The organism is Marinitoga lauensis (genome assembly GCF_004135675.1).
GTDB lineage: Bacteria > Thermotogota > Thermotogae > Petrotogales > Petrotogaceae > Marinitoga > Marinitoga lauensis.
Window position 1 is genome coordinate 106,638 of sequence record NZ_QHLX01000006.1, and the last position, 25,095, is coordinate 131,732.

Below are 25,095 nucleotides of genomic sequence, written 5' to 3' on the forward strand. Positions count from 1 at the left end.
TTTATTCTATTCCTTTAACTACATTTATTAAATCGTCATATGTATTGATGTATGCCACCTGTTTTCTTAACTCTCTTGCATTTTTCAAACCTTTTGTATAACCTATAAAAATCTTCTTAAATCTTCTTATTGCTTTTTCTTCTCCATAATCATTTATCATCATCTTAGAGTGTTTTAATATAACCTCTTTTAATTCTTCTATATCAGGCTTTTTATCAGAAAAAATCCATGGGTTTCCAATACTACCTCTCGCAATTACCACAAAATCAGCACCATACTCTTCCATTAATATTTTTGCATCATTATAAGAGTATATATCTCCACTTGCACCAAGAGGAATGTCACATAATTTACTTAAATCTTTAAATCTTTTCCAATTAGCCTGTCCAGAATATAATTGTTTTTGTGTTCTTGCATGAACGATTACATAATCAGCATTATTTTTTTGAACAGTTTCAACGATTTTTTCTGCTATATCTTCATCAAATCCCAATCTAACCTTTACTCCTACAGGAATATCTACATTATTTTTTAATTCTTTTATTATCTTTCCTAATTTATCTAAATCCTTCAGTAAAGCAGATCCTGCACCTTTTTTTATTACCTTTTTTACCGGACATCCTGCATTTATATCAATCCAATCACCATAATTTTGAACCATTTGACCTGCTTTAATAAAACTTTCAATATTTGAACCAAATAACTGTATTCCTATATTTCTTTCATTTTCTTTTGGTAACATATTAAAACTTTCTTTTTTATCTCTTATCAATGCTTCTATACTTATCATTTCAGTAAATGTAAAATCTGCTCCATAATTTCTACATAGTTCCCTATATGCATAGTCAGTATAATCAGCCATTGGAGCTAAACCTATTTTCCCTTTTAGCATATATCTTTCAACCCCAAATTTGGAACTGCATCAAGATTTAAATCTGCAAATTGATTTCTGATATATTTTTCATATGCAGCTCTTGCTATCATTAAAGCATTATCTGTACAAAGGTTTAATGGCGGAAAATATATATTTAATTTTTTATTTTTGGATTTTTCTTCGTTAATTTTCTTTCTTAAATAAGAATTTGCTGCAACACCACCGGCTATAATAATATCGTTAACTTTTAAGTCTTTTGAAGCTTTTATTGTTTTATGAACCAACGTATCTATTAATGCTTTTTGAAATGATGCTGCAACATCTTCAATTTTATAATTATTATTCTCTTTCGTAAAGTATAACAAAGCAGTTTTTAAACCACTGAAACTAAAATCATAACCTTTATGATACAATGGCTTAGGGAATTCGTATATAGGTTCTCCTTTTTGGGCCAATTCATCAATTTTTGGGCCACCAGGATATCCAAGATTAAGCATTCTTGCTACTTTATCAAAAGCTTCACCAGCAGCATCATCCATTGTTTGACCAACTATTTCAAAATGCAAATAATCTTTTGCATGTAAAATCATGGTATGTCCACCTGATACTAAGAGAACTAAAAATGGTGGTTTTAAATCCGGAAAAGCTAAAAAGTTTGCATATATATGACCATATAAATGATTTACACCTATTAAAGGTTTATTTAAATTCAATGCCAGACCTTTTGCAAAGTTTAATCCAATAAGCAAAGCCCGACTAAACCGGGCCATATGTAACTGCAACAGCAGAAATTTCTTCTGGTTTTATTTGAGCTTCTTCAAAAGCTTTTTCTGTTAAATTATTTAAATAATTGAGATGTTTTCTTGCGGCAATTTCTGGTACAACTCCACCAAAAATCTTATGAATATCTATTTGTGAAACTACAAGATGCGAAAGAACTTCTGTTTTACCTTTCAGGATTGCAACTGCTGTTTCATCACAGGAAGTTTCTATTGACAATATTATGGGTTCCATTATGCACTCTCCCGTTCAATCATTATAGGTTCTTTCTCTCCCTTTACTACATCTTTATCAATTATAACCTTTTCAACTATACCTTTTTTACTTGGAGCTTCAAACATTATATCAAGCATAACATCTTCGAAAACACTTTTTAAAGCCCTTGCTCCTGTTCCACGTTTTAATGCTTCTTTTGCTAATTCTAATAAAGCATCATCTGTAAATTCCAATTGTATTCCATCTAATTCGAGCATTTTTTGGTATTGTTTTAAAATAGCATTTTTAGGTTCTTTTATTATTTTCACTAAATCTTCAGCGCTTAAATCATTTAATGTTGTCACTACTGGAAATCTTCCAACAAATTCAGGAATTAATCCATAATGAACTAAATCATCTTGAGTTACATGCTTTAAGATTTCTCCAAGTTTCATATCATTCTTGCTTTTAACTTCTGAACCAAAACCCATTGTGGTTGTTAAAATTCTTTGTTTTATTATTTCATCTAATCCGTCAAATGCTCCACCTGCAATAAACAGGATATTAGAAGTATCAACTTTTATAAATTCCTGATAAGGGTGTTTCCTTCCGCCTTGAGGTGGAACATTTGCTACAGTTCCTTCAACTATTTTAAGTAATGCCTGTTGAACTCCTTCACCTGATACATCTCTTGTAATTGACGGATTTGGAGATTTTCTTGTAATTTTATCAATTTCATCTATATATATAATACCCATTTGTGCCTTCTTAGGGTCAAAGTTAGCGGACTGCAATAATCTCAAAATAATATTTTCAACATCTTCACCAACATATCCAGCTTCCGTTAAAGGAGTTGCATCCGCTATTGCAAAAGGTACTCCTAATATTTTAGCTAACACTCTTGCCATCAATGTTTTACCTGTACCGGTTGGACCTATTAATAATACATTAGATTTTTCTATTTCAACATCATCATGAGTATTTCCGTAAAATACCCTTTTATAATGATTATATACTGCTACTGAAATAGTTTTTTTGGCATGTTCCTGACCTATAACATATTTATCCAACTCTGCCTTAATTTCAGCTGGAGTTGGTAATTTTTTATTTTCATTTAATTTAGTGCTTTTTGGTTCTTCTTTAGCATATTCTTCTTCTATTAAATCAGAAAACAAATCTATACATTCATTACATATATATACACCTGGTCCTGCTATTAGAGTTCCTACTTTACTTGCAGGTCTTCCACAAAACGAACAATGTTTTTCTTTCATATTTAAATCCTCCTACTTTAATAAGTTCAATTTATTTTAACACCCTCATATGGACTTTTCAAGACGTTTTTTTAATATTTTGTTAAATATACTTGTTAAAAAACAAAATTCAAGTTTTACCTTTAACTTAGATTATAACATAAAACATTCCGCAAACAGAAAGCTATTCTGCTTGCGGAATAATTAAAGACTTTCCAATGACAAAGAATTTAACTTTTTTAGATTCTAAACTTTTTAATTAAATCTTTCATATTTTGAACAGCATTTTCTAATTCTTTAGAAATATTCTGTAACTCTTCACTTCTGCTTTCAATATTTGAGAAGTTTTCTTTTGAACTTCTAATATATTCATTTACATTAATTACATTCTTAGAAGCTTGATCCATTGCAGCAGCCATTTCTTCAGTAGAAGCACTCTGTTCTTCTGAACTCGAAGCCAGACTATCAACCATAGAAACTATATTTTCAATTGCATCTTTAATGTTCCCAAATTCTTCAGAAACCTTTTCGCTCTTAATTGATACCTTCGAAATTATTTCTGATAATGATGATGACTTTTCCCCTACAGCATCTGCTTCATCCTTAATACCCTTTAATAATTCTGAAATGTTTTCTGTTGCTTTCCTTGTCTCTTCAGCGAGTTTTCTTATTTCATCCGCAACAACTGCAAATCCTTTTCCTGCTTCACCTGCCCTTGCTGCTTCTATTGCAGCATTTAAAGCCAATAAATTGGTTTGTTCTGCAATACTTACTATCGTATCAACTATTTCACCAATATTGGCAGATTTTTCCTGTAATTCTTTAACCTTCTCGGCATTATCTTCTGCAGCAACTTTCGCTTCATTTGCTATATCATGAATTTCTTTAATGCTATTTTCACCTGTTATAACGGAATTCTCAACCTCATTACTTTTCTGACTTAAATCCTGAGCAGCAGAACTTACCATTTGTGCAGCTGACGCCACTTCTTCAATACCAGAAGTCGTTTCTTCAATTGATGATGCTGCATTATCAGACTCTTCAGATGCTATTTCCAGAGATTTTTCAACATTTCCTACTATTTCTTTTAATTCTTTCGCACTCTCTAATACCTTATTTTTTTCAGTATCTATCATTTCATTTCCTTTGATTAAAGAGGAAATTAATTCTTTTAATGATTTTCTCATATTCTCAAAAGAATGTTCTAACAATCCTATCTCTGTTTTAGATGTAACTTTTACTTTTTCATTTAAGATTCCTTTTTCTATTTTTCCAATATTTTCTATTAACTTATGAATAGGTTTAGAAACCAATACTTTAATCGAAATAGATACGACTATTATAATTATAACAATGGTCATTAATAAAGCTACTATATTTGTTATATTTGATCTCATCAGCGGTTGGTAAATTTCATCTTCATAAACTGCCAAAACAATATATAAATTATCTACACTCTTTACATATGCAAGTTTTTTATAGAGTTTATCCGATCCTTTAACTTTTGGATACATATATTCATAAAATCCATTTTTTGTTTCCATTGCCAATTGAGATATAATTTTACCAGATATAGGGTCTTTTGCCGAAGATTTTGTTCCTATCTTTGTTTTATCCTTATACATAAAAAATGAACCATCTTTATTATAAACAATTGGATATGTATTATTTCCAACATATGATCTTGAATATAATTCATCATATAATTTATTTAAGAATTCCTCTTTTTTTGCTTGAATTTTTTTGTCTATTTCATCAATATAAACCCCAGTTCCAACCATCCATTTAAATTCTGGAATCCAGAATGATACTCCTAATTTAGGAAATAATTTATCTTCTGGCTCTCCAGGTTTTGGCCAGTAATAAACCACTACCCCGCTATCGTTATTTTCATAGGCTTTTTTTGCTTCATTTATTAATTCTTGAATTAAATAAATACCCGTTTTGTCCTGTAAATTATATAGATTTTTTCCTTCTAATGATGGCTTTACAGCATGCATAATATTTACACCATTTTCATCGTATATAAAATAATATCCCTGCCCATTATCAAATCTTATTTTTCTTAATTCCTCCCTTACTTTTTCTTTTGCATCCTTTTCTGTGATTTTTCCATTTTTCATTTCTTCAAGAATATTATTTACAAGACTTTTTGTTGCATCATTTATTGTTTTCATTCTGTTTATTTCATCATTTCTCAATGTATTTTCCAACGTTTTTAGTCCTTCATTAAATGTTTCTATTGTAGCAGAAATATTCTCCACACTTTGTTTCATCAATCCTTCTCTAACAAAATCATCTGTTAATTTTTTCATATTATAGTATGAAACAAACCCATTTATCAAAAATGCTAAAGCAATTACTACTGAAACCATAAATATAGTTTTAAATCCATAGTTTGATGAAATTTAACTTTTTTCATAATACCATCCCTTTCACAAAATTTTTAACTTTTTCATCTGTTAATATTATATCACTAAATTCATTAATTTCTATATTTTTATTAATAAATTCATCAATCGATTGATATATTAATTTGTATATTTCCGTATATTTTATTTTTCCCTCTAAAAACAACTGAACTGCAACTTCATCTGCAGCATTATAAACTATTTGCAATAGCTGATTACCTAAAATATCAAAAGCTAATTTTAACGCTGGATATCTATTATAATCAACTCTTTCAAACTTTATTGGTTCTAAAGTTAAATCTGGAAATTCATATTCGTATATTCTTTCTGGATAAGTAATAGAATATGCTATAGGTATTTTCATACTGGGAACACCATAGTGAAATTTCATAACTCCATCAGGATATCCAACAATCGCATGAATATGACTATTTCTATTAATTAATACATCTATATCTTCTTTTTTTAAATTAAATAAATGATATGCTTCTATTACTTCTAAACCTTTATTTACCATTGTTGCAGAATCGACTGTAATCCTTTTCCCCATAGACCATACAGGGTGATTCAACACATCCTTAACAGTAACTTCATTTAATTTGTCTATTGGCCAATCCCTCAAAGCTCCTCCAGAAGCAGTAATAATAATTTTCGAAGGCTTTATATCTCCTAATTTCAGCTGAAAGAGAGCACTATGTTCGCTATCAACGGGTATAATTTCTGTATTATTCTCTTTAGCATATTCAAGTAACATATTTCCACCACATACTATTGATTCCTTATTGGCAAGACCTATTCTTTTTGATACCTCAATAGCTTTTAATGTATGCTTAATTCCAATTGCTCCACCTGTAGCCACAAGTACAAAATCAGGTTTGGATTTTTCTAACATCTCAATGGTAGAATCTATACCAGTTAAAATCTTTGTCTTATTAAAAGACTCAAGTTCAACATTTTCAAGTGCTGCATATTCTGGTTTCCATTTTTTTATTATTTCAATCATCTTTTCTTTATTAGAACCAGCACTTACTCCAACTAACTCAAACTCATAATCCTTTTCCCTCAAAAATTCCAACACTTCTAAGGCTTGAGTCCCAATAGACCCCGTAACTCCAGTTATTGCAATTCTCATAATCATCCTCCTCCAAAAATCCTTATTTTATTTATTATACCAAAACATTTCGCTTCGCGAAAGGTTTAAGGTTTATAGAATTTTATTATTAAAATATTTTTCCTAAAACCCTTCACGTAGTGAAGTGTTTTCGCTTCGCGAAAGATTTAAAGTTTATTTTTTTATTTTACAATAAAAATATTTTTCCTAAAACCTTTCACGTAGTGAAGTGTTTTCGCTTCGCGAAAGGTTTAAGGTTTATAGAATTTTATTATTAAAATATTTTTCCTAAAACCCTTCACGTAGTGAAGTGTTTTCGCTTCGCGAAAGATTTAAAGTTTATTTTTTTATTTTACAATAAAAATATTTTTCCTAAAACCCTTCACGTAGTGAAGTGTTTTCGCTTCGCGAAAGATTTAAAGTTTATTTTTTTATTTTACAATAAAAATATTTTTCCTAAAACCCTTCACGTAGTGAAGTGTTTTCGCTTCGCGAAAGATTTAAAGTTTATTTTTTTATTTTACAATAAAAATATTTTTCCTAAAACCCTTCACGTAGTGAAGTGTTTTCGCTTCGCGAAAGGTTTAAGGTTTATAGAATTTTATTATTAAAATATTTTTCCTAAACCTTTCGAGAATCGAAGAGTTTAAGAATTTTCACCAGATGAGCGAATATTATTTGATTATTTTATTTTGTACTTTGGCTAAAAACTAAACACCTGCGCAAAAGCGCAGGTGTTTTTATCAAAAATATATTTTAATATTTAAGGAGATTGTGTTTAACTCTTCCATTGGTTTTAAAGAATGATTTTCATCTTCCGAATAAGCGTATTTCAATTGAATTGAAGGCTCAAAATTATCTATTCCTGAATATGCAATCTTTATATTTGTCATATATCCTGGTTTATATTCATCATTTATCTTCGAAAAGGCTATTAAACCTAATCCTTCAAAGGCTATATTTGAAATCTTTGTTTTTAAATATATATCTGAACCAAAAGATATATGATCTTTTAACTCTTCTGTTGGCAATCCGTTAAACGCTTCTATACCTAAAGTAAAATCTTCTCCTTTAGTATATTCTAATCCACCAACTGCTTTAATATAATATTTGTCAAATATTTCTACATCTGTTGAAGATGTTGTTAAAGTTGTTTTTGTTGGTTCTTTGCTATCTGGAATATAATAACCTGTATTTACTTTTACAAATGTCTTTTCTGGCATTACAAATGCTGCTTCACCATGATAACTAATTGAATCAAAGAAATTAGATACACCCTGAATATCTAAAGTAACAGAATTTCTTGCTGGTCTATACATTATTGTATTTGCAACGCCAGTTCCATCATCAGAATATTTTACATTAATTGTTTCTGGAACCATAAAATGATAATGATCATGTACAAATCCCAATTTTAAATCATAATTCAAAACATTAAAAGATACTTTAGCTGCGTAATTCATATTTTCTACACTTAATTCATCTATATCAGTTGCATTAGCTGTTATTGTATTTACTTCATATGTAGAAGGCAATGTCATTAATGTTTGACCAGCATATACTTGAGTTATTTGCTCTTCAGTTAATCCTGCATTTTTTAATAATTCTGGATCAGCTAACATTGCGTTTATAGTATTTTGATCCAGTCCAGCTGCTGTTAGTTGAGCTATTAGATCCTCTGTTGTTTTTTCTACTGCCTTTTTGCTTTCTGTAAATTGATAAGTTAAGGTTGCTGCATTTTCTTCAAGAATATTTTCATTTATAGTTTTTGGATACAATGCAAAATTTGGAATATCATCAAATGTCTCTGGAATTATTGCTAAATCATATCCATAATCTCCTAAATAACCATTTACATTAATTCCTTCAACTGGCAATGTTTTATAATTTTCAAATGGGTTTAATCCATCATGTGCGCTTAGCAAAACAGAAGGGCTATATAATGTTGAACTTCCATTTTCCTGAATAAACCTTCCAAATCTTATCGTTGCTTCATCTAAATATATATCAGCATAAACTTCATTTAAAACATATAACATCCATGGAATATTTGGTTTTATTAAATATACTTCTGAAGGTAAAAACACTGAATAATCACTGCTATCAAATTCAAAATAGTCTTTTCCATTTTTTATTTTAAATAGATCAAGTGATAATTTATAATATAATGTATCCAATGAATTTTCCAGAGTTATATTTGTTTTTAATCCGCTAATAGTAGTTGAAGCTTCATCTGAAAAATTATATCCATAAAAATATTGTAAATCTCCACTATATGCAAAAATTATTAATGCTGATAAAATCATTAGAATTGTAAGAATACTTTTTTTCATTATTACACCTCCATCATTTGTATTTCAATACTGGTTTTGAAATATTTCTTCTGTCAAAGAATTTCTTTGTTATAGGAATTTCAAATTCTGCTTTTTTAATTTCTAATACTGTAGAATGATTTTCTTCTAAATTATTCAATTCAACTATAGTAGCTAAAAGATGTCCGCTAAAATCCTTTACATCTTTAAAGTTCATAACTTTAATTAATCTATTGTCTTTACTATAAAATTCTATTTTATTGAATAAAAGATGATCTTTTGTAATATCCATAATTATTTTTCCATAATCTGTATCTTTATCATGAGGTATAACTTCAACAACATAATTTGTATCTGTTTCTTTCAATAAATTTGCATCATAATCCCCACTTTGTTCATTGTATAATAATGTAATATCATTGTATTTAAAGTCTGATCCTACGAATTTCCCATTTTTTGCGCCACCAGAAATTCTTTTTGTTTTTCTATATGCTGGCATGTATAAATAAATTTCGTCATCTGATAAAGTTAATAGGGTAATATTTTTTACTTCTGATGGTTTGTTAAATCTTACCAATGCTAACGAATCATCACCTTCATGCATTAAATACATATTAAATTCTCTTTCCCTTACTTTCCCATTTGAATCTATTAATTTCATTACAACAACGGATTTTTCTGTTTTGAAATTATTATGAAAATCCTTTACGTTATCCAATACTTCTTTACCTGTAATTGCAAAAATAGAAGTGATAAATAAGGTTAGAACTGTTAATGTAATAACTACCTTTTTCATGCTACTTCCTCCCTTTTCTTTAATTTTTGTTTTATAATTGACTCTTTTGAGAATTTTTTTAATAATTTTTCACTTAATAAGGTCATCAATATTGGGAAAATTGTTAGAGTTAAAAATGGTGCCACTATCATTGCTGTTGCCGTTAAAATACCGAATTGTTTCAACATTCCTATTTCTGAGAAAATAAATGTTGCAAAGCCTAAAATAACTGCTAATGAGTTTATAACTATAGCTCTTCCTGAGGTTGCTGATGTTCTAACTGCTGCTTTGAATTTATCGTTGCTTTCTCTATATTCTTTTTTGAATCTTGATAAATAATGAATTGTATAGTCAATTCCAGTTCCTATTGTAATGGAAGCTATGGTAACTGTTGCTGCGTTTAAAGAAATACCCGTTAATCCCATAATTCCAAAATTTACTATAATTGTTAAGGTAATAGGTATTAATGCCAATAGACCCAAAATAATCGAATGCATCTGGATGGCAAATAATATAAACACCAGAACATAAGCCAACATCATACTTTCTTTTTGATTATCAAAGACCATATCATTAACCTTATTTGTTAAAACTGGAATTCCTGTTACTCTAACTTCAAGAATATTATTTCCTTTTTCTACCGGAACCTGCTCATCATTTACATATTGTGATAATTCTTCAAGATGTTTTTCTGATAAATTTGTATTTAATGTTTCTAATTTCTTTTTGGCATATGTCGCTCTTAGATTTGGTTCATAATCGTATAAGAAATAATCATAATATTCTGAAATATATTCATCAACACTATTTCCATTTATCAAATTTGAAAATGTATCATAGTCAATTTGGTTTTCTTCATTATATTCAAGATAATTATTAAACATATTAAAGAGTGTTTTTGTATCAATATCTTTAATCAAAGCATCTATTTCCTGAGATTTTGCATTTATCATTACATCTAAAATCGCATCATCATACTCTCCGCCTCTTGAAATAACAAATTGTTTTATTTCATTGCCATATGCTTTAACATGTTGTGGATTTTCAATATCAAAATCCTCTATTTTATAATTTTTCATTATATTTTTATCTATAAAATCCTTTAATGATTTTTCTAACACTTTTACATCACTAAAACTCTTTGTATTTACCATTATTTGTGAAATAGCTTCATTTTTTTCAGAAGATAATATTTGGTCTATACCTTCACTACCTTCAATTAACATATAATTCTGTTCCATTGCATAATTAGAACCAGGAACATATGCAATTCCTATAAATCCTTTTGTTAGATTTGCTACAACATCGCCAATATTAGTTATTTGAGAAACTATTGAATAATTTTTTGCATACATAGAAATATCTCTTATTGAACGATTGAAATAAAAATCTCTAAAAGAATTGTCTCCTTTTGCAACTAAATCCACAAAAATATAATCATTTCCACCAAAGTTTTTCCTGAGGAAATTAGATCCCTGAACCATATGTGTTTTTTCGCTCATAAAATTCTCTATTTGCATATCAGATTTAATTTTAGGAATAAAAAATGTTGTTAATCCTATTAAAACCAATATAATACTTAAGGTTATAGCTCTATGGTGAACAATTTTTTCTGTGATGTTTCTCAATAAGTGGCTTTCTCCATCCTGGATAAATTAGCCTTTGATTTTGGTTGGAAAATCATTAACATTGCAGGAACAAATACTGTTGCCATTAATAATGCCAATGCTATTCCAAGAGATGTAAATATACCCAATTGCCAGACTGGGTTAAATCTGCTGTTAATAATGATAGAAATCCTGCAATAGTTGTTAAAGCACTTAATACAACAGCAGTACCCACATGCTTTAGAGTAGCGTTAACAGCTTCTGATGCTGATATACCTCTATGTAATTCTTCATAATATTTACTTATAATATGTATTGAATAAGCTGTTCCTATTCCTACAACTGCTATTGGTACAGCGGAAGTAGTAATATTAAAATTAATACCTAAAAGATACATTATTCCAACTGTCCATATATCTGCTATTAACACTGAAATTATTGGCAATAATACCCTGCTATATTCTTATAACTGAAATACAAAACGAGCATTACCAATATCAACACTATAGGTATAAGTTTTAAAAGATTATCTTTAACTATTTCTTCAATTTCTCTATTTGCTATTGCAGTACCGAAAATATAATAATCAACCCTGCATCTTTGAAAACATTTTCAACCATTAAACCCGCAGATTTTTCTTCAACGTCTTTTTTAATCCAATTGCAAATAACACACTTTTACCATCTTCTGAAATAAATTTTCCTTTTATCATATCATCATTTTTTAATATACTTTTGAGCTCATCTGGATCATATGAATTTTCAGAAGAAAAATCATAACTCGACTTTAAATTCCCAACCGAAATATCACCATCTTCTGTTACACTAATTCTTGGTGCTGTAACAGGAGATATTACGTTATCCACTACATCTAATTTTTTAAGTTTTTCTGTCAACTTATCTATTTCGCTAAAATGTTTATATGCATCATCAAACTTTATCCCTGTGAGAATAATGCCATTTAAACCAAACTCATCAGCAACTTCATCGTATATCTTCTTATCTGGATCATTTTTTGGAACATAACTGGCAATGTTATCTTTAACGCTTACTTTTGATGCATAGAATCCAAAAAAAACTGTTAAAATAGTAACTAAAATAACTATAAATACTGAGTTTTTTCTATTTAGTTTCATATACTCCCTCCTTTGGTGGCAAATATTAAATACTTATTTCAGAATATACTTTACTCCCTAATTGTTTCATTTGTATTTAAAAATAAAGAAAATTTTGGTGGCAAATAATTAAGTCTTTATTAATGTGGTAAAATAGTAATAGACAAAATAATGAAAAATGAGGTGAGTTATGAAATTAGAAGAATTAAAAAACGATATAGAGGCTGAAAAGTTTTTAATTGAAATAGGAGTCTTAAATATAAAAGAAGAATGCCCTTATTGTGGCAGTAATGAAGTGTATTCAATAAGAAGAAATCATTTTAAATGTAAAAATTGCAGAAGAGAATGGTCTAAATATAATGGAACTATTTTTAAAGATATTAGAATAAAGCCTTAAAGTTTTTGAAGATTGTTCATGAGCTTTCAAAAGGAAGATTAATAAAAAGAATTTCAGAAGATTTAGAAGTTTCATATAATACTGTTTTAAAAATCAAGAATTTGCTCTTAAAAAGATTATTAAAAAGATTTTTTGATATAGATGAAATTAAACCTTTATTTTCCATAGGTATAAGAATAGATAATGATAAATTAGATATGAAGTATATAGAAGATATCGATATAGATGATTTATCAAATTTAAAGAATGAAAAAATAGGAAGACTTTACATTTTCAAAAATTATAATAATTATGATTTGTATATAGTATTTTCAGAAAAATTATAAAACCTTTAGAAAAAATTCTCATAAATTAGACATAAAAACTGCAAGGAAAGAATTAAGGCAAATATTAAAAAATTTTTCTGAAAAAGTTTTTCACGGAAAGATATCAAATATGGAAACACTATTGTTTACCTTAACCCATAGTCATTTGGTACAGCAAGAAGGCGAAGACAGGATCTTTTATATCTTTTTAGAAATATTAAAAAATTAGCCCGCAAAATGCGGGCTAATTTTTAGTGTTGTAAAAATACAAGATAATATACAAAGGCCAATGCAAGGAACCAATTAAACCAATGAATTTCTTTTCCTTTACCAGAAAAAACTTTAACTAATGGATATACTACTAAACCAAGAGCAATACCATTTGCAATAGAATAAGTAAGAGGCATCATTATAATTGTAATGAATGCAGGAACAGCTTCTGTAGTATCTTCCCATTTTATATTAACTAAATTTTTAAGCATTAATGAACCAACAAAAATTAATGCTGGTGCTGTTGCTGCTGCTGGAATAGTCAAACCCAATGGTGAAAAGAAAAGCATTAATAACATTAATACTGCAACTGTTACTGATGTTAATCCTGTTCTTCCACCCTGAGCTATACCCGTTTCACTCTCAATATATGTAGTAACTGTAGATGTTCCAAATAAAGCCCCAACAGTAGTTCCAATAGCGTCTGCCATATATGCCCTATTTGATCTTGGAAAATCACTTTCCCTTTTTTGATGAATCCTGCACTTTGTGCTAACCCTGTTAAAGTTCCCAATGTATCAAAGAAATCAACAAAGAAGAAGGTTAAAACAACTACCCAAAATGACCCTGTTATCAAATCTCCCCACGTAAGTTGCATTTTAAGAAAAGTAGGAGCAATGCTTGGTATTTTTCCAATAATCCCTTGATAATGAGTAACCCCAAATACCGGAAATGCACCTATAATCGTCGTTAAAATAATCCCAGTAATATCGATCCAGGAACTCTTAAAGCAAATAATACAGCTGTTAAAATTAATCCTATAATAGCTAATAAAGAATCTGGTTTAGTTAAATCTCCTAATCCTACAAAAGTAGCTGGATTAGAAACAATTATATTAGCACTTTTCAAACCAATAAATGCAATGAATAAACCTATACCTGCGCTTGTTGCAAATTTAATATTTTGCGGAATTACTCTAACTACAAACGTTCTTGCACCAGATGCCGTTAATATAATAAAAATTATACCTTCAACAAAAATAGCACCTAAAGCTATTTGCCATGGTATCCCCATTTTAAGAACGACTGTATATGTAAAATATGCATTTAACCCCATACCTGGAGCTAAGGCAAAAGGATAATTAGCATAAAGCCCCATTACCAGAGTTGCTGTTGCTGCACCAAAAATAGTTGCTACCATTAAAGCACCAAAATATTGCGCATATACTGATGTTTCCGGTCCAGCACCAGGTGCCATAGCCGTTACTAAAATGCTCGGGTTAACAAATAATATATATGCCATACTTAAAAAAATAGTTAACCCAGCCAAAATCTCAGTGGTCACCGTTGTTCCGTTTTCCTTTAACTTAAAAAACTTTTCCACCCCTTAACACCTCCTGAGTTATAAAAATATAAAAAACCTTAACATTATTGTATAGTTAATTGATTGCTTATTTTTTTCTATTTCTTTAAAAAAATGTAAACTTTAATCCTATATTCATATTATACATAAAATAAAAAAACCTCTCTGGAAGAGAGGCGTGATTATATTAATATTCACAACTCCCTTCCTATAGTCAAACAGTTTACGGCTGTTTGGTAGAAACTCCTGAGCCGTATTCTCAGGATTATATAGGAAGAGTCCATTTATTTACTTTTCAAGTTTAAAAATACTAAAAAAATTAAGATGATAGCATTAAATAATTGAAAAAATAATGTTAATTTACTCTTTTAAATTCTTTCATCTTTCTACTTTGGATATTTCTATTATTAGTCTCCATTTTCTTATATTCAGTATATATTTTATCAAACTCAATATGATACTTCTTAAATACTTCTAATACTTCAGGATCAAATATCGATGGTTTCGTTTTGAAATCTCCATTCACTATAATGTTATATGCTTCCTTATGATCATACTCATCTTTATATGGCCTTTCGCTTCGTAATGCATCGTAAATATCTGCAAGTGCTACTATTCTGGCTTCAATAGGAATTTCTTTACCAGATAATCCAAATGGATATCCACTCCCATCATAGTTCTCATGATGATACATTGCTATATTTTTTGCCATTATAAAACGCTCATCATCCCCAAATATTCTATCTGCAAATATTGTATGCTTTTTCATTTCTTCATATTCATCTCTGGTTAAACCACCTGGTTTATTTAAAATTTCATGTTTAACCATTAATTTACCTATATCATGTAACGACGCATATGCTTCTATATCATTAACAAACTTCGGGTTGAATCCCATTTTTTCAGCTATTAACCTGGAATATTTTGCTACTCTTTCAATATGATTACCTGTTATTTCATCATATTCTTCAGCTATTGCTGAAAGATGTGCTGAAAATTTCCTATATGAATCTTCTAAATCATTATATGCTTTTTCAACTTGCAAATATAAATCTTCAAGTTCTTTATTTGTTGCTTCCAATTCCTCTGTAGAAGCACTAATTTCATCAAATAATTCTAACATTTCTTTTATTGAAAGAAACTCTACCTCTTTTAACTCTTTTAATTCCTCAAAATAAAAATCTTCATTTTTTATAGGATTTAGTACATCCTGAAAATCATTTTCTGATACATTTAAAAAACTCTGTCTATCTAATATCCTTAATTCTTTCAAAAAGTTTTCCATACTTTTTATTATTTCAGAAAATTCGATATCAAATCTATTCATAAACTTCAAACTGTTTTTTCTTGAAATAAAATTCCATACTATTATTAAAAACATAAATATTGAGATTAAAAAATTATACAATAATTGATTTGTTATATCGAGAAATGTTGATAATGTAAGATTATTCCACCGAGCAGATGTACTTATATAAATCCTACTTTTAATTAAAGCAATTTTTGGGAGATGGTTTAATTTATATCTCGAATAAATAATATCTCCTTTTTCATCTTCTATTGTCAAAAAATAATTAGAATCCGTTTCAAATTCTGGATTTTTTAATTGCCCTACTAAATAACTTTCATTAAATTTACCACCAATATATAAATGAGAAACGCCATCAGGAAATTCACTTTTAAAAATAAAAATACCTGTATTATTTTCCAATAATTGATTATAAAAAACTGTATTTGAAATATTTGAATTTATTTCAAATTCAGCTGGTAATGTTTTTCTTATAATTCCATTTTTTCCTACTACAAAAAATTTCGATATGTCTATATCTTCCAATAATTTTTCATCATTTATAATACTAATATATTTCAAATGATAATAATAATGATTCATAATATTATTAAAATTATTTAGATTAATCTTAGAAACCGATTTTAACATTGAATTAATATTTAAAAACGTCAAAATCCACAATACTAATATAATTAAAATAAAAATCATATTTTGTATTGTGGAATTTTTTATATGTTTTTTTATTAACTCACCATATCGCATTTTGTGACCTCTCAATGTAAAATTTTCATTTGTTAACTTAATATTAATATATCACCTGATTAATTAATTTTATTTTTCCCGAAAGATTATATCACAATAATTTTTTTTTCTCAAGAAAAAATATTTCTATAATCTCAATCTTGTGTTTAAATATTTTTAAGATAATTCGATTTCTATTCTCATTATATTTTTCGACGATTTAGTAAAAAAACCTTAATTGTTTGGTATAATATTTATAACAATTATAAGGAGAGATATCATGCTTGAAAAAAGAATTAAAGATGTTTTAGATAAATACGGTCTTAAATATGATGAAAAAAGAATTAAAAACATTAGAAACATAATTGGCTATTTTAAAAATATATCATATGATGTTTTAGAAAATATAATTTTAGAAAACTATACAATAGGCGAATCATATTTTTTTAGAGATAAAAAATTATGGAATGTTTTAAGAAAATACTTTTTAAAAAAAGAAAATTGGAATATCCTAAGTTTGGGATGTTCCAGAGGGGAGAGGTTTATACATTATCTTTTTTGTTAAATGATATAAAGAAAAATTATTATATTTTAGGTGTAGACGCTTCAAGAGAAAGAATAATTCAGGCTAAGGAAGGGAAATATAAACACTGGAGTATTCGACACTTATCTTCCACAGAAATAAATAAATACTTTGAAGTAAAAAATAACTTTTATTATGTAAAAGATGAATATAAAAAAAATGTAGAATTCAAAACGGATAATATTACAAATACTATAAAAACAAATGACAAATATGATATAATTATCATCAGAAGAGTTTTGATTTATTTCAATAATGAACAAATTATAAAAATACTAAGATCATTAAATAGAATTTTAAATAACGACGGAATTCTCATTTTAGGTCATGGAGAATTTTACCCTATATTACCAGAAATTTTCAATTTTGAAATAGAAAATAAAATAGTTATCTGGAAAAAATACAATAAATCAAATTCTATTAATATTTTTCCATTTAAAGATGAGAAGAATAATATTCTCAAAAAAATTTTCCCAATATTAATTCTCTAGAGAAAAAAAGAAAAAATAAACTTTTAACTTCTTTCACAAGTATATCCGAAGAAGAATATATAGAAATCATAGAAAAGCTGATAAAAGAAAAAAAATTTCTTTTTGCATATGATTTGATTAATAAAATATGTAATAATTCATTAAATTATTTAATATGGAAGTATAAAGCATTTTTGGAAATGCAATTAGAAATCGACCCTACAGATTCAATAGGAAAAGCTTTATTTTTAAATCCTGATGATAATGAATTATGGAATATGAAGCATTTAAATGATCATAGGAGTGGATAAAATGAATTATTATATATGTGAATTAATAGATGAAAATAATGAAATAATCAAAATTGCTTTAAAAGATGAGATTTTGGGAGTTTCAAAAAAATTTATCAAGAAAAATGTTGAAGGAAAATTCTTAGGTTACTCCAAGTTTAAAGATACACTTTATCCTGTATTAACATTACCTGGAAAAAAATCTTTTATATTAAAGAATTTTCTAATATATAGTTCTTTTGCTTTTGGTGTAACTTCAATAGTCAAGAAAGTATCCATTGAAAAATTTGAATCTTTTAACGATGAAACTTTAAAAATTTTCCCGGATTTGGAAATTTTTTCAGGATATTTTGAATATGATTTTGAAGATGTATTCATATATAATATAAATAAAGCTGATGTCAAACTCCCAAAAAATTATATTATTAAAACCACTAAAGAAAAAGATTTTTCAAAAAAGGAAGAAAATATTCCGAATGCTTTTATTATCGATAATAAATTTGCCATATTAAAAGGAAATAGCATCTTAAGTATTATTGATAAAAACAGTTATTGCCCTTTTAAATATAAAAATTATTCTGGTTTTATTGAATACAAAAATAAAATATTTCCGGTAAAAAAAACTTCGAATAATTCGAAATGGATAATTGTAACTAAAAAATAGCAATTTTGTGTGAAAAAATTATTTTTGAATATGGAGAAATTTTTACGGATAATAATGGTAAACATCTTTTAAAATTTAAAAATATGACTTTACCTATTCTGGAGTGATTATATGGAATTTATGGATATTTATTTCACTGAAATGGAAGAAAAATTAAATGAAGCAATAGAATTGCTTAAAAAATATTTAAAAAAACATGACCAAATCATTATAAAAGATTTATATAGAATATATCACACTTTAAAAGGATCTGCTGGATTGGTTGGACTTCCAAAACTTGGTGAATTTATGCATAAATTAGAATCTGCATTTAAAGAAAAAGTTAATAAAAAACTCGATGAAGACTTCGTAGCAAAAATAATGAAAATCTCCAGTGAAATTATTAATAAAAAAAAGATTTAACAGATGCAGAAATTAAATATTTTGAAAATATTCTTAGTGGAAAAGAAAAAATAGAAAGCTCTATAAACAAAATAACAACAAATAATAATATATCTTATGAGTTTCTGGAGAATTTTTATGAAAGAATTCTTAAAATAGAGAATAATTTAATCAATAATAACTATTCCATTGCCCTAAAAGAGATACAACAATTAAGAATTTATACTCAGAATTTAATAGAAGAAAACAAATTTATTCCAATTCAAAAAATAGTAAAAAGTTTTGAAAATCTTGTGTTTCAAGAAGCTGTATTTAATCAAAAAAAAGTTAGTTTTAATACTGAAGTCGAAAATACGAAAATAGAAAAAGAAGATGCTGAAATTCTTAAAGATATATTAGTTCATCTTGTAAAGAACAGTATTGCACATGGTATAGAATTACCAAAAATACGAAAAGAGAAAGGAAAAAATGAAATCGGAAATTTAACTATAAAAAGTTATACAAAAGGAAATTACATCTATTTAGAAGTAATAGATGACGGAAATGGTATAGATATTGAAAAGGTAAGAAAAAAAGCTGAAAAAAAGGATTCAAAAATTTTGACCCATTAAATGTTATTTTCTATTCAGGATTTTCTACAAAAGACAAAGCAGATCAATCTGCTGGAAGAGGGGTTGGATTAGATTCTGTTAAAGCTTTTGCAGAATCTAAAGGTGGTTTTGTAAAAGTCGATACAGAACCAGGAAAAGGAACAAAATTCACTATTGCTTTTAAAACAAAGGTAACATCACAAAAAGTATTGGTTATTAAAAGAGGTGAGAATATTTTTTCAATTTCATCAAATAATATTCTGGAAGTTATAAATAAACCTAAAATAATATCAAATAAAATAGCTTACAGAAATAAGTTGTTAGAAATTATTGATTATGGTGAAGGAGAAATAAATATTGCAGTAATAACAAAAGATTATAGGGCTGTTATTGTTGACGAAATAATGGGTCATTTTGAAGCATTTGTTGTTCCATATAATATAGAAAAAATAGTGAAATATCTGGTTTTGCAAAAAATATTTATCCTTTTCCTATTCCGATAATTTCCACTGAGTTTTCTTCTTTTAAGAAAAATATCGAAATTCAAAAGAAAAAAAGAATCCTTATTTTAGATGATTCTGCGTTAACCAGATTTGTTATTTCCAGAATGGTGAAAAATAATGGTTATGACGTGATTGAAGCTGCAACTGGAGAAGATGGGATTAAAGCCTCAAACTTTGATGCCGCTATTATAGATGTTGAACTTCCAGATATTAGTGGATATGATGTAGTTAAACACATAAAAAAGAATAGTCCTGATATTCCTATAATAATATTATCAACAAAATCTTCTCGTGAAGACATTAAAAATGGATTGGAATCTGGAGCTAATGGATATGTTATTAAAGGTGAAGACACGGATAAAATTATTAAATTACTAAATAAATTTTTGGGAAATGCTTAAATTAGGAGATGATAAATATTATAAAAGTAATAATAGGCGCTTCTGCCGGAGGCCCCCAAGCATTAAAAAAACTATTCTCATTTAATAAAGAAATTAACTATCCAATTATTCTGGCTATGCATAATTTATCAAACCAAACTGAAAATTTCAAAAAATATGTCGAAAATATTTCAAATCAAAAAGTTCACATTGTAAAGAACTTAAAAAAAATACATAATGGAATTTATATTCCAGACGGAGGAAAAGACTTAATTTTTTTTAACAAAAATACATTAACTGTTAGCCAAAAAAGCGATGTTGTCGCTCCTTCTATTAACCATTTATTTGAAAGTTTGGCTTTGTATGCAGATGAAAATACATATGTTTTTTTACTTGGTGGATTGGGAAATGATGGAAGTAAAGGACTAAAATTTTTGGAAAAAACACGTACAATCATTTATATACAAAAAGATGCTCAATTCCCATATATGACCAAAAATGCAATGAATGCAATTAGTCATTATATACAAATGAATCTTGAAGATATGAACAGAGTTTTAATTCAGCTAAATGAGAAAATAAAAAATGAAAAATAGAACTTTTATAGAGGGGAATTAAAATGAAAATAGAGTTTAAGTATGCTTTAATAATTTCTGTTCTTTTTACAATAATAATAACAATCTTCTTTTCTATTTCTTACAACACTTTTGTAACTAGGGTAAAAAAAGATATGATGAAAGAATATTTATTTTCTGTAGAAGGCATAACTATCAGTCTGAAAAAAGATTTTAATATTATTAAAGATCCTTATTTTAAAGAAAGTTTTAATACTTTTGATTCTGGTTATTTTTATATTCTTGATGTTAACGGAAACGTAATATTTCATTCAGATAAATCTAAAATAGGTATAAATATAATAAAAGATGCAAATTTACCAAAACTATGGGAATATATGAAAAAAATGATAAAGGCGTTTTTGAATATATTTATGAAAACCAAAAAAGATATGTTGCGTTTGAAAAATTCGAATTCGATAAAAGCATATACTACTTTGCACATGCAATCTCTGAAAATGAATTATTTAGTAGTATGATAAAGGGGAGATATTATTTAATAGTTATTCTTATTGTATCTATAATTATAGTTTTTATAATTTCAATTTTTATTAGTAAAGCAATAGGGAAGGAATTCAAAAAGAATATTAAAAACATTGAAGAATTCACAGCCAATGTATCTTCATATATAAGCGAAAATAGTTCTGCAGCCAGCGAAATTGAATTAGTAACTTCTAATACACAAAAAAATATAGAACAGCTGGATGAATTAATACAAAATTTTTCTTCATCTATTGAAGAAGGAAGGAGCGAATTAAATGCCACACTACTAAATATGAAAGAATTTTTTGCAAATATCCAAACAATGAATCAGATGACTCTAAAAATTGCTGAATTTATAAATAATTTATCTGCTTTAAATGATAAAATAAAGGATATTTCAGATACTGTATCTATATTATCAATAAACTCTTCTATAGAAACAAGTAAAGAAAATATAGATAAAGACGGAATTTCTAAAATCGCTGAATTAATTAATGAATTAGCAAGTGAATCAAGAAATGCCTCAAGAAACTCAGAAAAAGTTTTAAAAGAAATAGAAAACAGTATTACCTCAACTGTATTATTATCAGAAAAAATTTCAAAAGAATTAGTAAATGTTGAAAACTCTTTGGATTCTATATCACAGGTTGTTGAAAGTTTTGCAGAAAATGTGGATTCTTTAACTGGCTTTTCACATAGCACAAGGCTATCAATTAATGAAGTTCGTGAAGGAATAAAGCAAACATCTGAAGCTTTATATGAAATTAAAAATCATATGGACAAATTACTCGAATTAACAAAAGAAATCGATGATTAAAGGAGGTAATAATCATGCTTAATGACATCGAAATCGCAAGAAATGCAAAATTAAAAAAAATTAATACTATTGCCGAAAAATTAAAAATAAGTGAAGAACACATTCATCAGTGTGGAAACCATATTGCCAAAATATCTCACCATTATTTAAAAGAATTACACCATAAAAAAGATGGAAAGTTGATTCTTGTTACTGCTATTAATCCAACTCCAGCTGGTGAAGGGAAAACAACAACAAGTATTGGATTATCAATGGCAATTAATAAATTAGGAAAAAACTCTATAGTAACCTTAAGAGAGCCTTCATTGGGTCCAGTTATGGGTGTAAAAGGTGGTGCTGCTGGAGGTGGATATGCACAGGTACTACCTATGGAAGACATAAATTTACATTTTACAGGTGATATTCATGCAGTTACTACCGCTCATAATCTTGTTTCTGCAATTATTGATGCACATATAAAATATGGTAATGAACTTGATATTGATCCAACAAGAATCTACTGGAAAAGAGCTATGGATATGAACGATAGAGCTTTACGAGAAATAGTAATAGCGCTTGGCGGACATTCAAATGGTGCTCCAAGAGAAGATGGCTTTATAATTACAGCTGCATCAGAAATAATGGCTGTTCTATGTCTTGCGGAAGATATTCCTGATTTAAAAAGAAGATTACAAAATATTGTTATTGCAAGAACTAGAAAAGGAAAGCCTGTTACTATAGGCGATTTAAAGATCGAAGGCGCTTTAGCCGCTGTATTAAAGAATGCTCTGGATCCAAATTTGGTTCAAACTATTGAAAATACTCCTGCATTTATACATGGTGGTCCTTTTGCAAATATCGCACATGGAACCAATTCATTAATTGCAACTAAAATGGCTTTAAAATTATCCGATTATGTTGTTACAGAAAGCGGATTTGGAGCTGACTTAGGCGCAGAAAAATTCCTTGATTTTGTATCTCCATCGGCCAACTTTAAACCTGATGCTATAGTTCTTGTAGCAACTGTTAGAGCTTTAAAATATAATGGCGGTACTAAAGAATTCAACGAAAAAAACATGGATGCATTAAGAAATGGTATTGCTAATTTAAGAGTTCATATAGAAAATTTACAAAAATTTGGTATTCCGATAGTTGTTGCACTAAATAAATTTGATAATGATTCTGAAGAGGAAATAAAATATGTCATAGATTTTGTTGAAAATATGAACATTCCTATTTCCATTAACGAATCTTATTTTAAAGGTTCTGAAGGTGCTCTGGATTTAGCAGAAAAGGTTATAAATGCAACAAAAATTGATAGTGAATTAAATACTATTTATAATTGGCATGATCCATTAGAAGTAAAAATAATGAAACTTGCCAAAGAAATTTATAGAGCAAAACATGTCGATTATGAAATGGCAGCAAGAAATAAAATTAAATTCTTAAAAAAATATAATTATGACCATTTGCCAGTTATAGTGGCCAAAACACAATATTCAATATCTGATAATCCTAAAAAATTAGGTGCTCCTTCAAATTATAATTTTACAATAAGAGATTTTGAATTATCTGCTGGTGCCGGATTTATAGTTGCTTTAGCTGGAGAAATCATGAGAATGCCAGGATTACCAAAGCATTCTAATGCAGAAAAAATTGACATAGATGCAAAAGGAAATATAACAGGTTTATTTTAGGTTGGTGATTATATGATAATAAAAATTGATGAACTCGCAGATAAAATTAAAAATAATATTTTAAAAAAACAAAAGGAAAAAAATTTAAACTGGTTAGCGTAGCTTTGAATCCCGACAAAGCAACAAAAGCTTATTTAAACTCTCAAAAAAAATTATCAAAAAAATTAAATATTGAGTATGAATTAATTACGTCAAAAACTGAAAAAGAATTAATGGACATTATATTAAAATTAAACAAAGATGAAAGTGTCAATGGAATCTTTCTGGCTCAACCACTTCCATTCGATTCACATAAAATTATCTCTTATATCAATCCTAAAAAAGACATTGAGGGCATTACTCCATTTAATCTTGGAAACTTGATTTATAATAAATCATATTTTTTGCCCTGTACTGCAGATTCAATTGTAAGAATACTTAATAGTTTTACCAAATTAGATGGAAAAAATGTAGCGGTTATAGGTAGAAGTGTTATAGTAGGAATTCCTGTTTCTATATTACTTTCTAATAAAGAAAACAATGCCACAGTCACTATTTGTCATAGCCATACAAAAAATTTAAAAGACATTACCATTAATTCTGATATAGTAGTTGTTGCAGCAGGAGTTCCTGAATTATTAAAAAAAGATATGGTTAAACCAGATAGCATAATAATAGACGTTGGAATTAATGTGGAAAATGGTCATATTATTGGTGATGTTGCAGAAGAGGTAAAAGAAATAGCATATGTGACAGAAGTGCCTGGAGGTGTTGGAGAAATAACCTCGCTCATTTTATTCGAAAATCTCACAAAAACCATATTATATAAATAACCAGGAGCTTCCGCTCCTGGTTATTTCAGACTGTCGATAAAATAAAATAAGAAAAAATAATATGAACGAATCTTAAACATTTCGCATGGCGAAA

The 25,095-nt window shown here is 27.8% G+C and carries 26 protein-coding genes, 3 pseudogenes and 1 riboswitch; of the genes and pseudogenes, 16 read left to right on the forward strand and 13 right to left on the reverse strand.

What is annotated here, in order from left to right; genetic code table 11:
- Position 1: 1 nt before the first annotated feature.
- The 11 genes and pseudogenes from DJ007_RS11315 to DJ007_RS11360 form a co-directional block, all read right to left on the reverse strand.
- Entirely contained in the window at positions 2-892 is an 891-nt protein-coding gene (locus DJ007_RS11315; RefSeq protein ID WP_129409644.1) for a tRNA dihydrouridine synthase, read from the reverse strand.
- A pseudogene (tsaD, locus tag DJ007_RS11320) lies at positions 886-1,888 on the reverse strand (tRNA (adenosine(37)-N6)-threonylcarbamoyltransferase complex transferase subunit TsaD). Before tsaD ends, DJ007_RS11315 begins: the two are co-directional and overlap by 7 nt.
- Positions 1,888-3,123, reverse strand: coding sequence for an ATP-dependent Clp protease ATP-binding subunit ClpX (gene clpX / locus DJ007_RS11325; RefSeq protein ID WP_129409646.1), 1,236 nt, complete (start codon positions 3,121-3,123; stop codon positions 1,888-1,890). The pseudogene tsaD and the gene clpX overlap by 1 nt, the downstream one beginning before the upstream one ends.
- Before the next feature lie 218 nt (positions 3,124-3,341).
- On the reverse strand, positions 3,342-5,477 hold the full coding sequence (locus DJ007_RS11330; RefSeq protein ID WP_240739555.1) for a methyl-accepting chemotaxis protein: 2,136 nt from the start codon (positions 5,475-5,477) through the stop codon (positions 3,342-3,344).
- A gap of 43 nt (positions 5,478-5,520) precedes the next feature.
- Positions 5,521-6,645 (reverse strand): 1-deoxy-D-xylulose-5-phosphate reductoisomerase, encoded by a 1,125-nt coding sequence (dxr, locus tag DJ007_RS11335; RefSeq protein ID WP_129409648.1) that lies wholly within the window; start codon positions 6,643-6,645, stop codon positions 5,521-5,523.
- Positions 6,646-7,367: 722 nt separating this feature from the next.
- Positions 7,368-8,957: a hypothetical protein gene (locus tag DJ007_RS11340; RefSeq protein ID WP_129409650.1), complete on the reverse strand. Its 1,590-nt coding sequence runs from the start codon at positions 8,955-8,957 to the stop codon at positions 7,368-7,370.
- Between the two features lie 13 nt (positions 8,958-8,970).
- On the reverse strand, positions 8,971-9,732 hold the full coding sequence (locus tag DJ007_RS11345) for an outer membrane lipoprotein-sorting protein (RefSeq protein WP_129409652.1): 762 nt from the start codon (positions 9,730-9,732) through the stop codon (positions 8,971-8,973).
- Positions 9,729-11,339: an efflux RND transporter permease subunit gene (locus DJ007_RS11350; RefSeq protein ID WP_129409654.1), complete on the reverse strand. Its 1,611-nt coding sequence runs from the start codon at positions 11,337-11,339 to the stop codon at positions 9,729-9,731. The genes DJ007_RS11345 and DJ007_RS11350 overlap by 4 nt, the downstream gene beginning before the upstream one ends.
- Entirely contained in the window at positions 11,336-11,467 is a 132-nt protein-coding gene (locus tag DJ007_RS19360; RefSeq protein ID WP_276318760.1) for a hypothetical protein, read from the reverse strand. The genes DJ007_RS11350 and DJ007_RS19360 overlap by 4 nt, the downstream gene beginning before the upstream one ends.
- Positions 11,440-11,763, reverse strand: a complete 324-nt coding sequence (locus DJ007_RS11355; protein WP_129409656.1) for an MMPL family transporter — start codon at positions 11,761-11,763, stop codon at positions 11,440-11,442. The genes DJ007_RS19360 and DJ007_RS11355 overlap by 28 nt, the downstream gene beginning before the upstream one ends.
- Positions 11,764-11,937: 174 nt before the next feature.
- Positions 11,938-12,453: an RND transporter family protein gene (locus DJ007_RS11360; protein WP_129409659.1), complete on the reverse strand. Its 516-nt coding sequence runs from the start codon at positions 12,451-12,453 to the stop codon at positions 11,938-11,940.
- Between the two features lie 169 nt (positions 12,454-12,622).
- Here DJ007_RS11360 and DJ007_RS11365 point away from each other — a divergent pair, with 169 nt between their 5' ends.
- Both DJ007_RS11365 and DJ007_RS11370 read left to right on the forward strand, forming a co-directional pair.
- Positions 12,623-12,829, forward strand: coding sequence for a transposase (locus tag DJ007_RS11365; protein ID WP_129409679.1), 207 nt, complete (start codon positions 12,623-12,625; stop codon positions 12,827-12,829).
- A 5-nt stretch (positions 12,830-12,834) separates the two neighbouring features.
- A complete protein-coding gene (locus tag DJ007_RS11370; protein WP_129409681.1) occupies positions 12,835-13,155 on the forward strand; it encodes a hypothetical protein in 321 nt (106 codons plus the stop codon).
- A gap of 230 nt (positions 13,156-13,385) precedes the next feature.
- Here DJ007_RS11370 and DJ007_RS20470 read toward each other — a convergent pair.
- Together DJ007_RS20470 and DJ007_RS16265 are read right to left on the reverse strand one after the other, a co-directional pair.
- Positions 13,386-14,727 (reverse strand): annotated as a pseudogene (locus tag DJ007_RS20470) (NCS2 family permease).
- A gap of 170 nt (positions 14,728-14,897) precedes the next feature.
- Positions 14,898-14,999: riboswitch (purine riboswitch) on the reverse strand.
- A gap of 62 nt (positions 15,000-15,061) precedes the next feature.
- Positions 15,062-16,759 carry an HD-GYP domain-containing protein gene (locus tag DJ007_RS16265; RefSeq protein ID WP_206076346.1) on the reverse strand — a complete coding sequence of 566 codons (1,698 nt, stop codon included), beginning with the start codon at positions 16,757-16,759 and terminating at the stop codon, positions 15,062-15,064.
- A 259-nt stretch (positions 16,760-17,018) separates the two neighbouring features.
- On the opposite strand from DJ007_RS16265, the gene DJ007_RS11385 reads away from it, so the two are divergent.
- From DJ007_RS11385 to DJ007_RS11440, 14 genes and pseudogenes are all read left to right on the forward strand, one after another.
- Positions 17,019-17,303 carry a protein-glutamate O-methyltransferase CheR gene (locus DJ007_RS11385; RefSeq protein ID WP_129409683.1) on the forward strand — a complete coding sequence of 95 codons (285 nt, stop codon included), beginning with the start codon at positions 17,019-17,021 and terminating at the stop codon, positions 17,301-17,303.
- Positions 17,297-17,812, forward strand: coding sequence for a CheR family methyltransferase (locus DJ007_RS11390; protein ID WP_206076347.1), 516 nt, complete (start codon positions 17,297-17,299; stop codon positions 17,810-17,812). The genes DJ007_RS11385 and DJ007_RS11390 overlap by 7 nt, the downstream gene beginning before the upstream one ends.
- Positions 17,813-17,925: 113 nt before the next feature.
- The gene (locus tag DJ007_RS14855) at positions 17,926-18,102 is read left to right on the forward strand and encodes a hypothetical protein (protein ID WP_165974146.1); all 177 of its coding nucleotides are present in this window, start codon (positions 17,926-17,928) and stop codon (positions 18,100-18,102) included.
- A gap of 1 nt (position 18,103) precedes the next feature.
- The gene (locus DJ007_RS11395; protein ID WP_129409687.1) at positions 18,104-18,745 is read left to right on the forward strand and encodes a hypothetical protein; all 642 of its coding nucleotides are present in this window, start codon (positions 18,104-18,106) and stop codon (positions 18,743-18,745) included.
- A 111-nt stretch (positions 18,746-18,856) separates the two neighbouring features.
- Positions 18,857-19,147, forward strand: a complete 291-nt coding sequence (locus tag DJ007_RS11400; protein ID WP_129409689.1) for an Hpt domain-containing protein — start codon at positions 18,857-18,859, stop codon at positions 19,145-19,147.
- 272 nt (positions 19,148-19,419) lie between these two features.
- Entirely contained in the window at positions 19,420-19,737 is a 318-nt protein-coding gene (locus DJ007_RS11405; RefSeq protein ID WP_129409692.1) for a hypothetical protein, read from the forward strand.
- A gap of 5 nt (positions 19,738-19,742) precedes the next feature.
- A pseudogene (locus DJ007_RS20475) lies at positions 19,743-19,844 on the forward strand (hypothetical protein); the annotation flags it as partial.
- 81 nt (positions 19,845-19,925) lie between these two features.
- On the forward strand, positions 19,926-20,219 hold the full coding sequence (locus tag DJ007_RS18125; RefSeq protein ID WP_240739558.1) for a hypothetical protein: 294 nt from the start codon (positions 19,926-19,928) through the stop codon (positions 20,217-20,219).
- A gap of 62 nt (positions 20,220-20,281) precedes the next feature.
- Positions 20,282-20,620: a response regulator transcription factor gene (locus DJ007_RS11415; RefSeq protein ID WP_276318772.1), complete on the forward strand. Its 339-nt coding sequence runs from the start codon at positions 20,282-20,284 to the stop codon at positions 20,618-20,620.
- 8 nt (positions 20,621-20,628) lie between these two features.
- Complete coding sequence (locus DJ007_RS11420) at positions 20,629-21,195, forward strand: chemotaxis protein CheB (RefSeq protein ID WP_129409696.1); 567 nt, start codon at positions 20,629-20,631, stop codon at positions 21,193-21,195.
- Positions 21,196-21,218: 23 nt separating this feature from the next.
- Positions 21,219-21,692 (forward strand): PDC sensor domain-containing protein, encoded by a 474-nt coding sequence (locus DJ007_RS11425; RefSeq protein WP_129409698.1) that lies wholly within the window; start codon positions 21,219-21,221, stop codon positions 21,690-21,692.
- Positions 21,689-22,513 (forward strand): methyl-accepting chemotaxis protein, encoded by an 825-nt coding sequence (locus DJ007_RS11430; protein ID WP_129409700.1) that lies wholly within the window; start codon positions 21,689-21,691, stop codon positions 22,511-22,513. The genes DJ007_RS11425 and DJ007_RS11430 overlap by 4 nt, the downstream gene beginning before the upstream one ends.
- A 14-nt stretch (positions 22,514-22,527) precedes the next feature.
- Complete coding sequence (locus DJ007_RS11435; RefSeq protein WP_129409702.1) at positions 22,528-24,189, forward strand: formate--tetrahydrofolate ligase; 1,662 nt, start codon at positions 22,528-22,530, stop codon at positions 24,187-24,189.
- Positions 24,190-24,293: 104 nt separating this feature from the next.
- Complete coding sequence (locus tag DJ007_RS11440) at positions 24,294-25,001, forward strand: bifunctional 5,10-methylenetetrahydrofolate dehydrogenase/5,10-methenyltetrahydrofolate cyclohydrolase (RefSeq protein ID WP_129409704.1); 708 nt, start codon at positions 24,294-24,296, stop codon at positions 24,999-25,001.
- Positions 25,002-25,095: the final 94 nt, after the last annotated feature.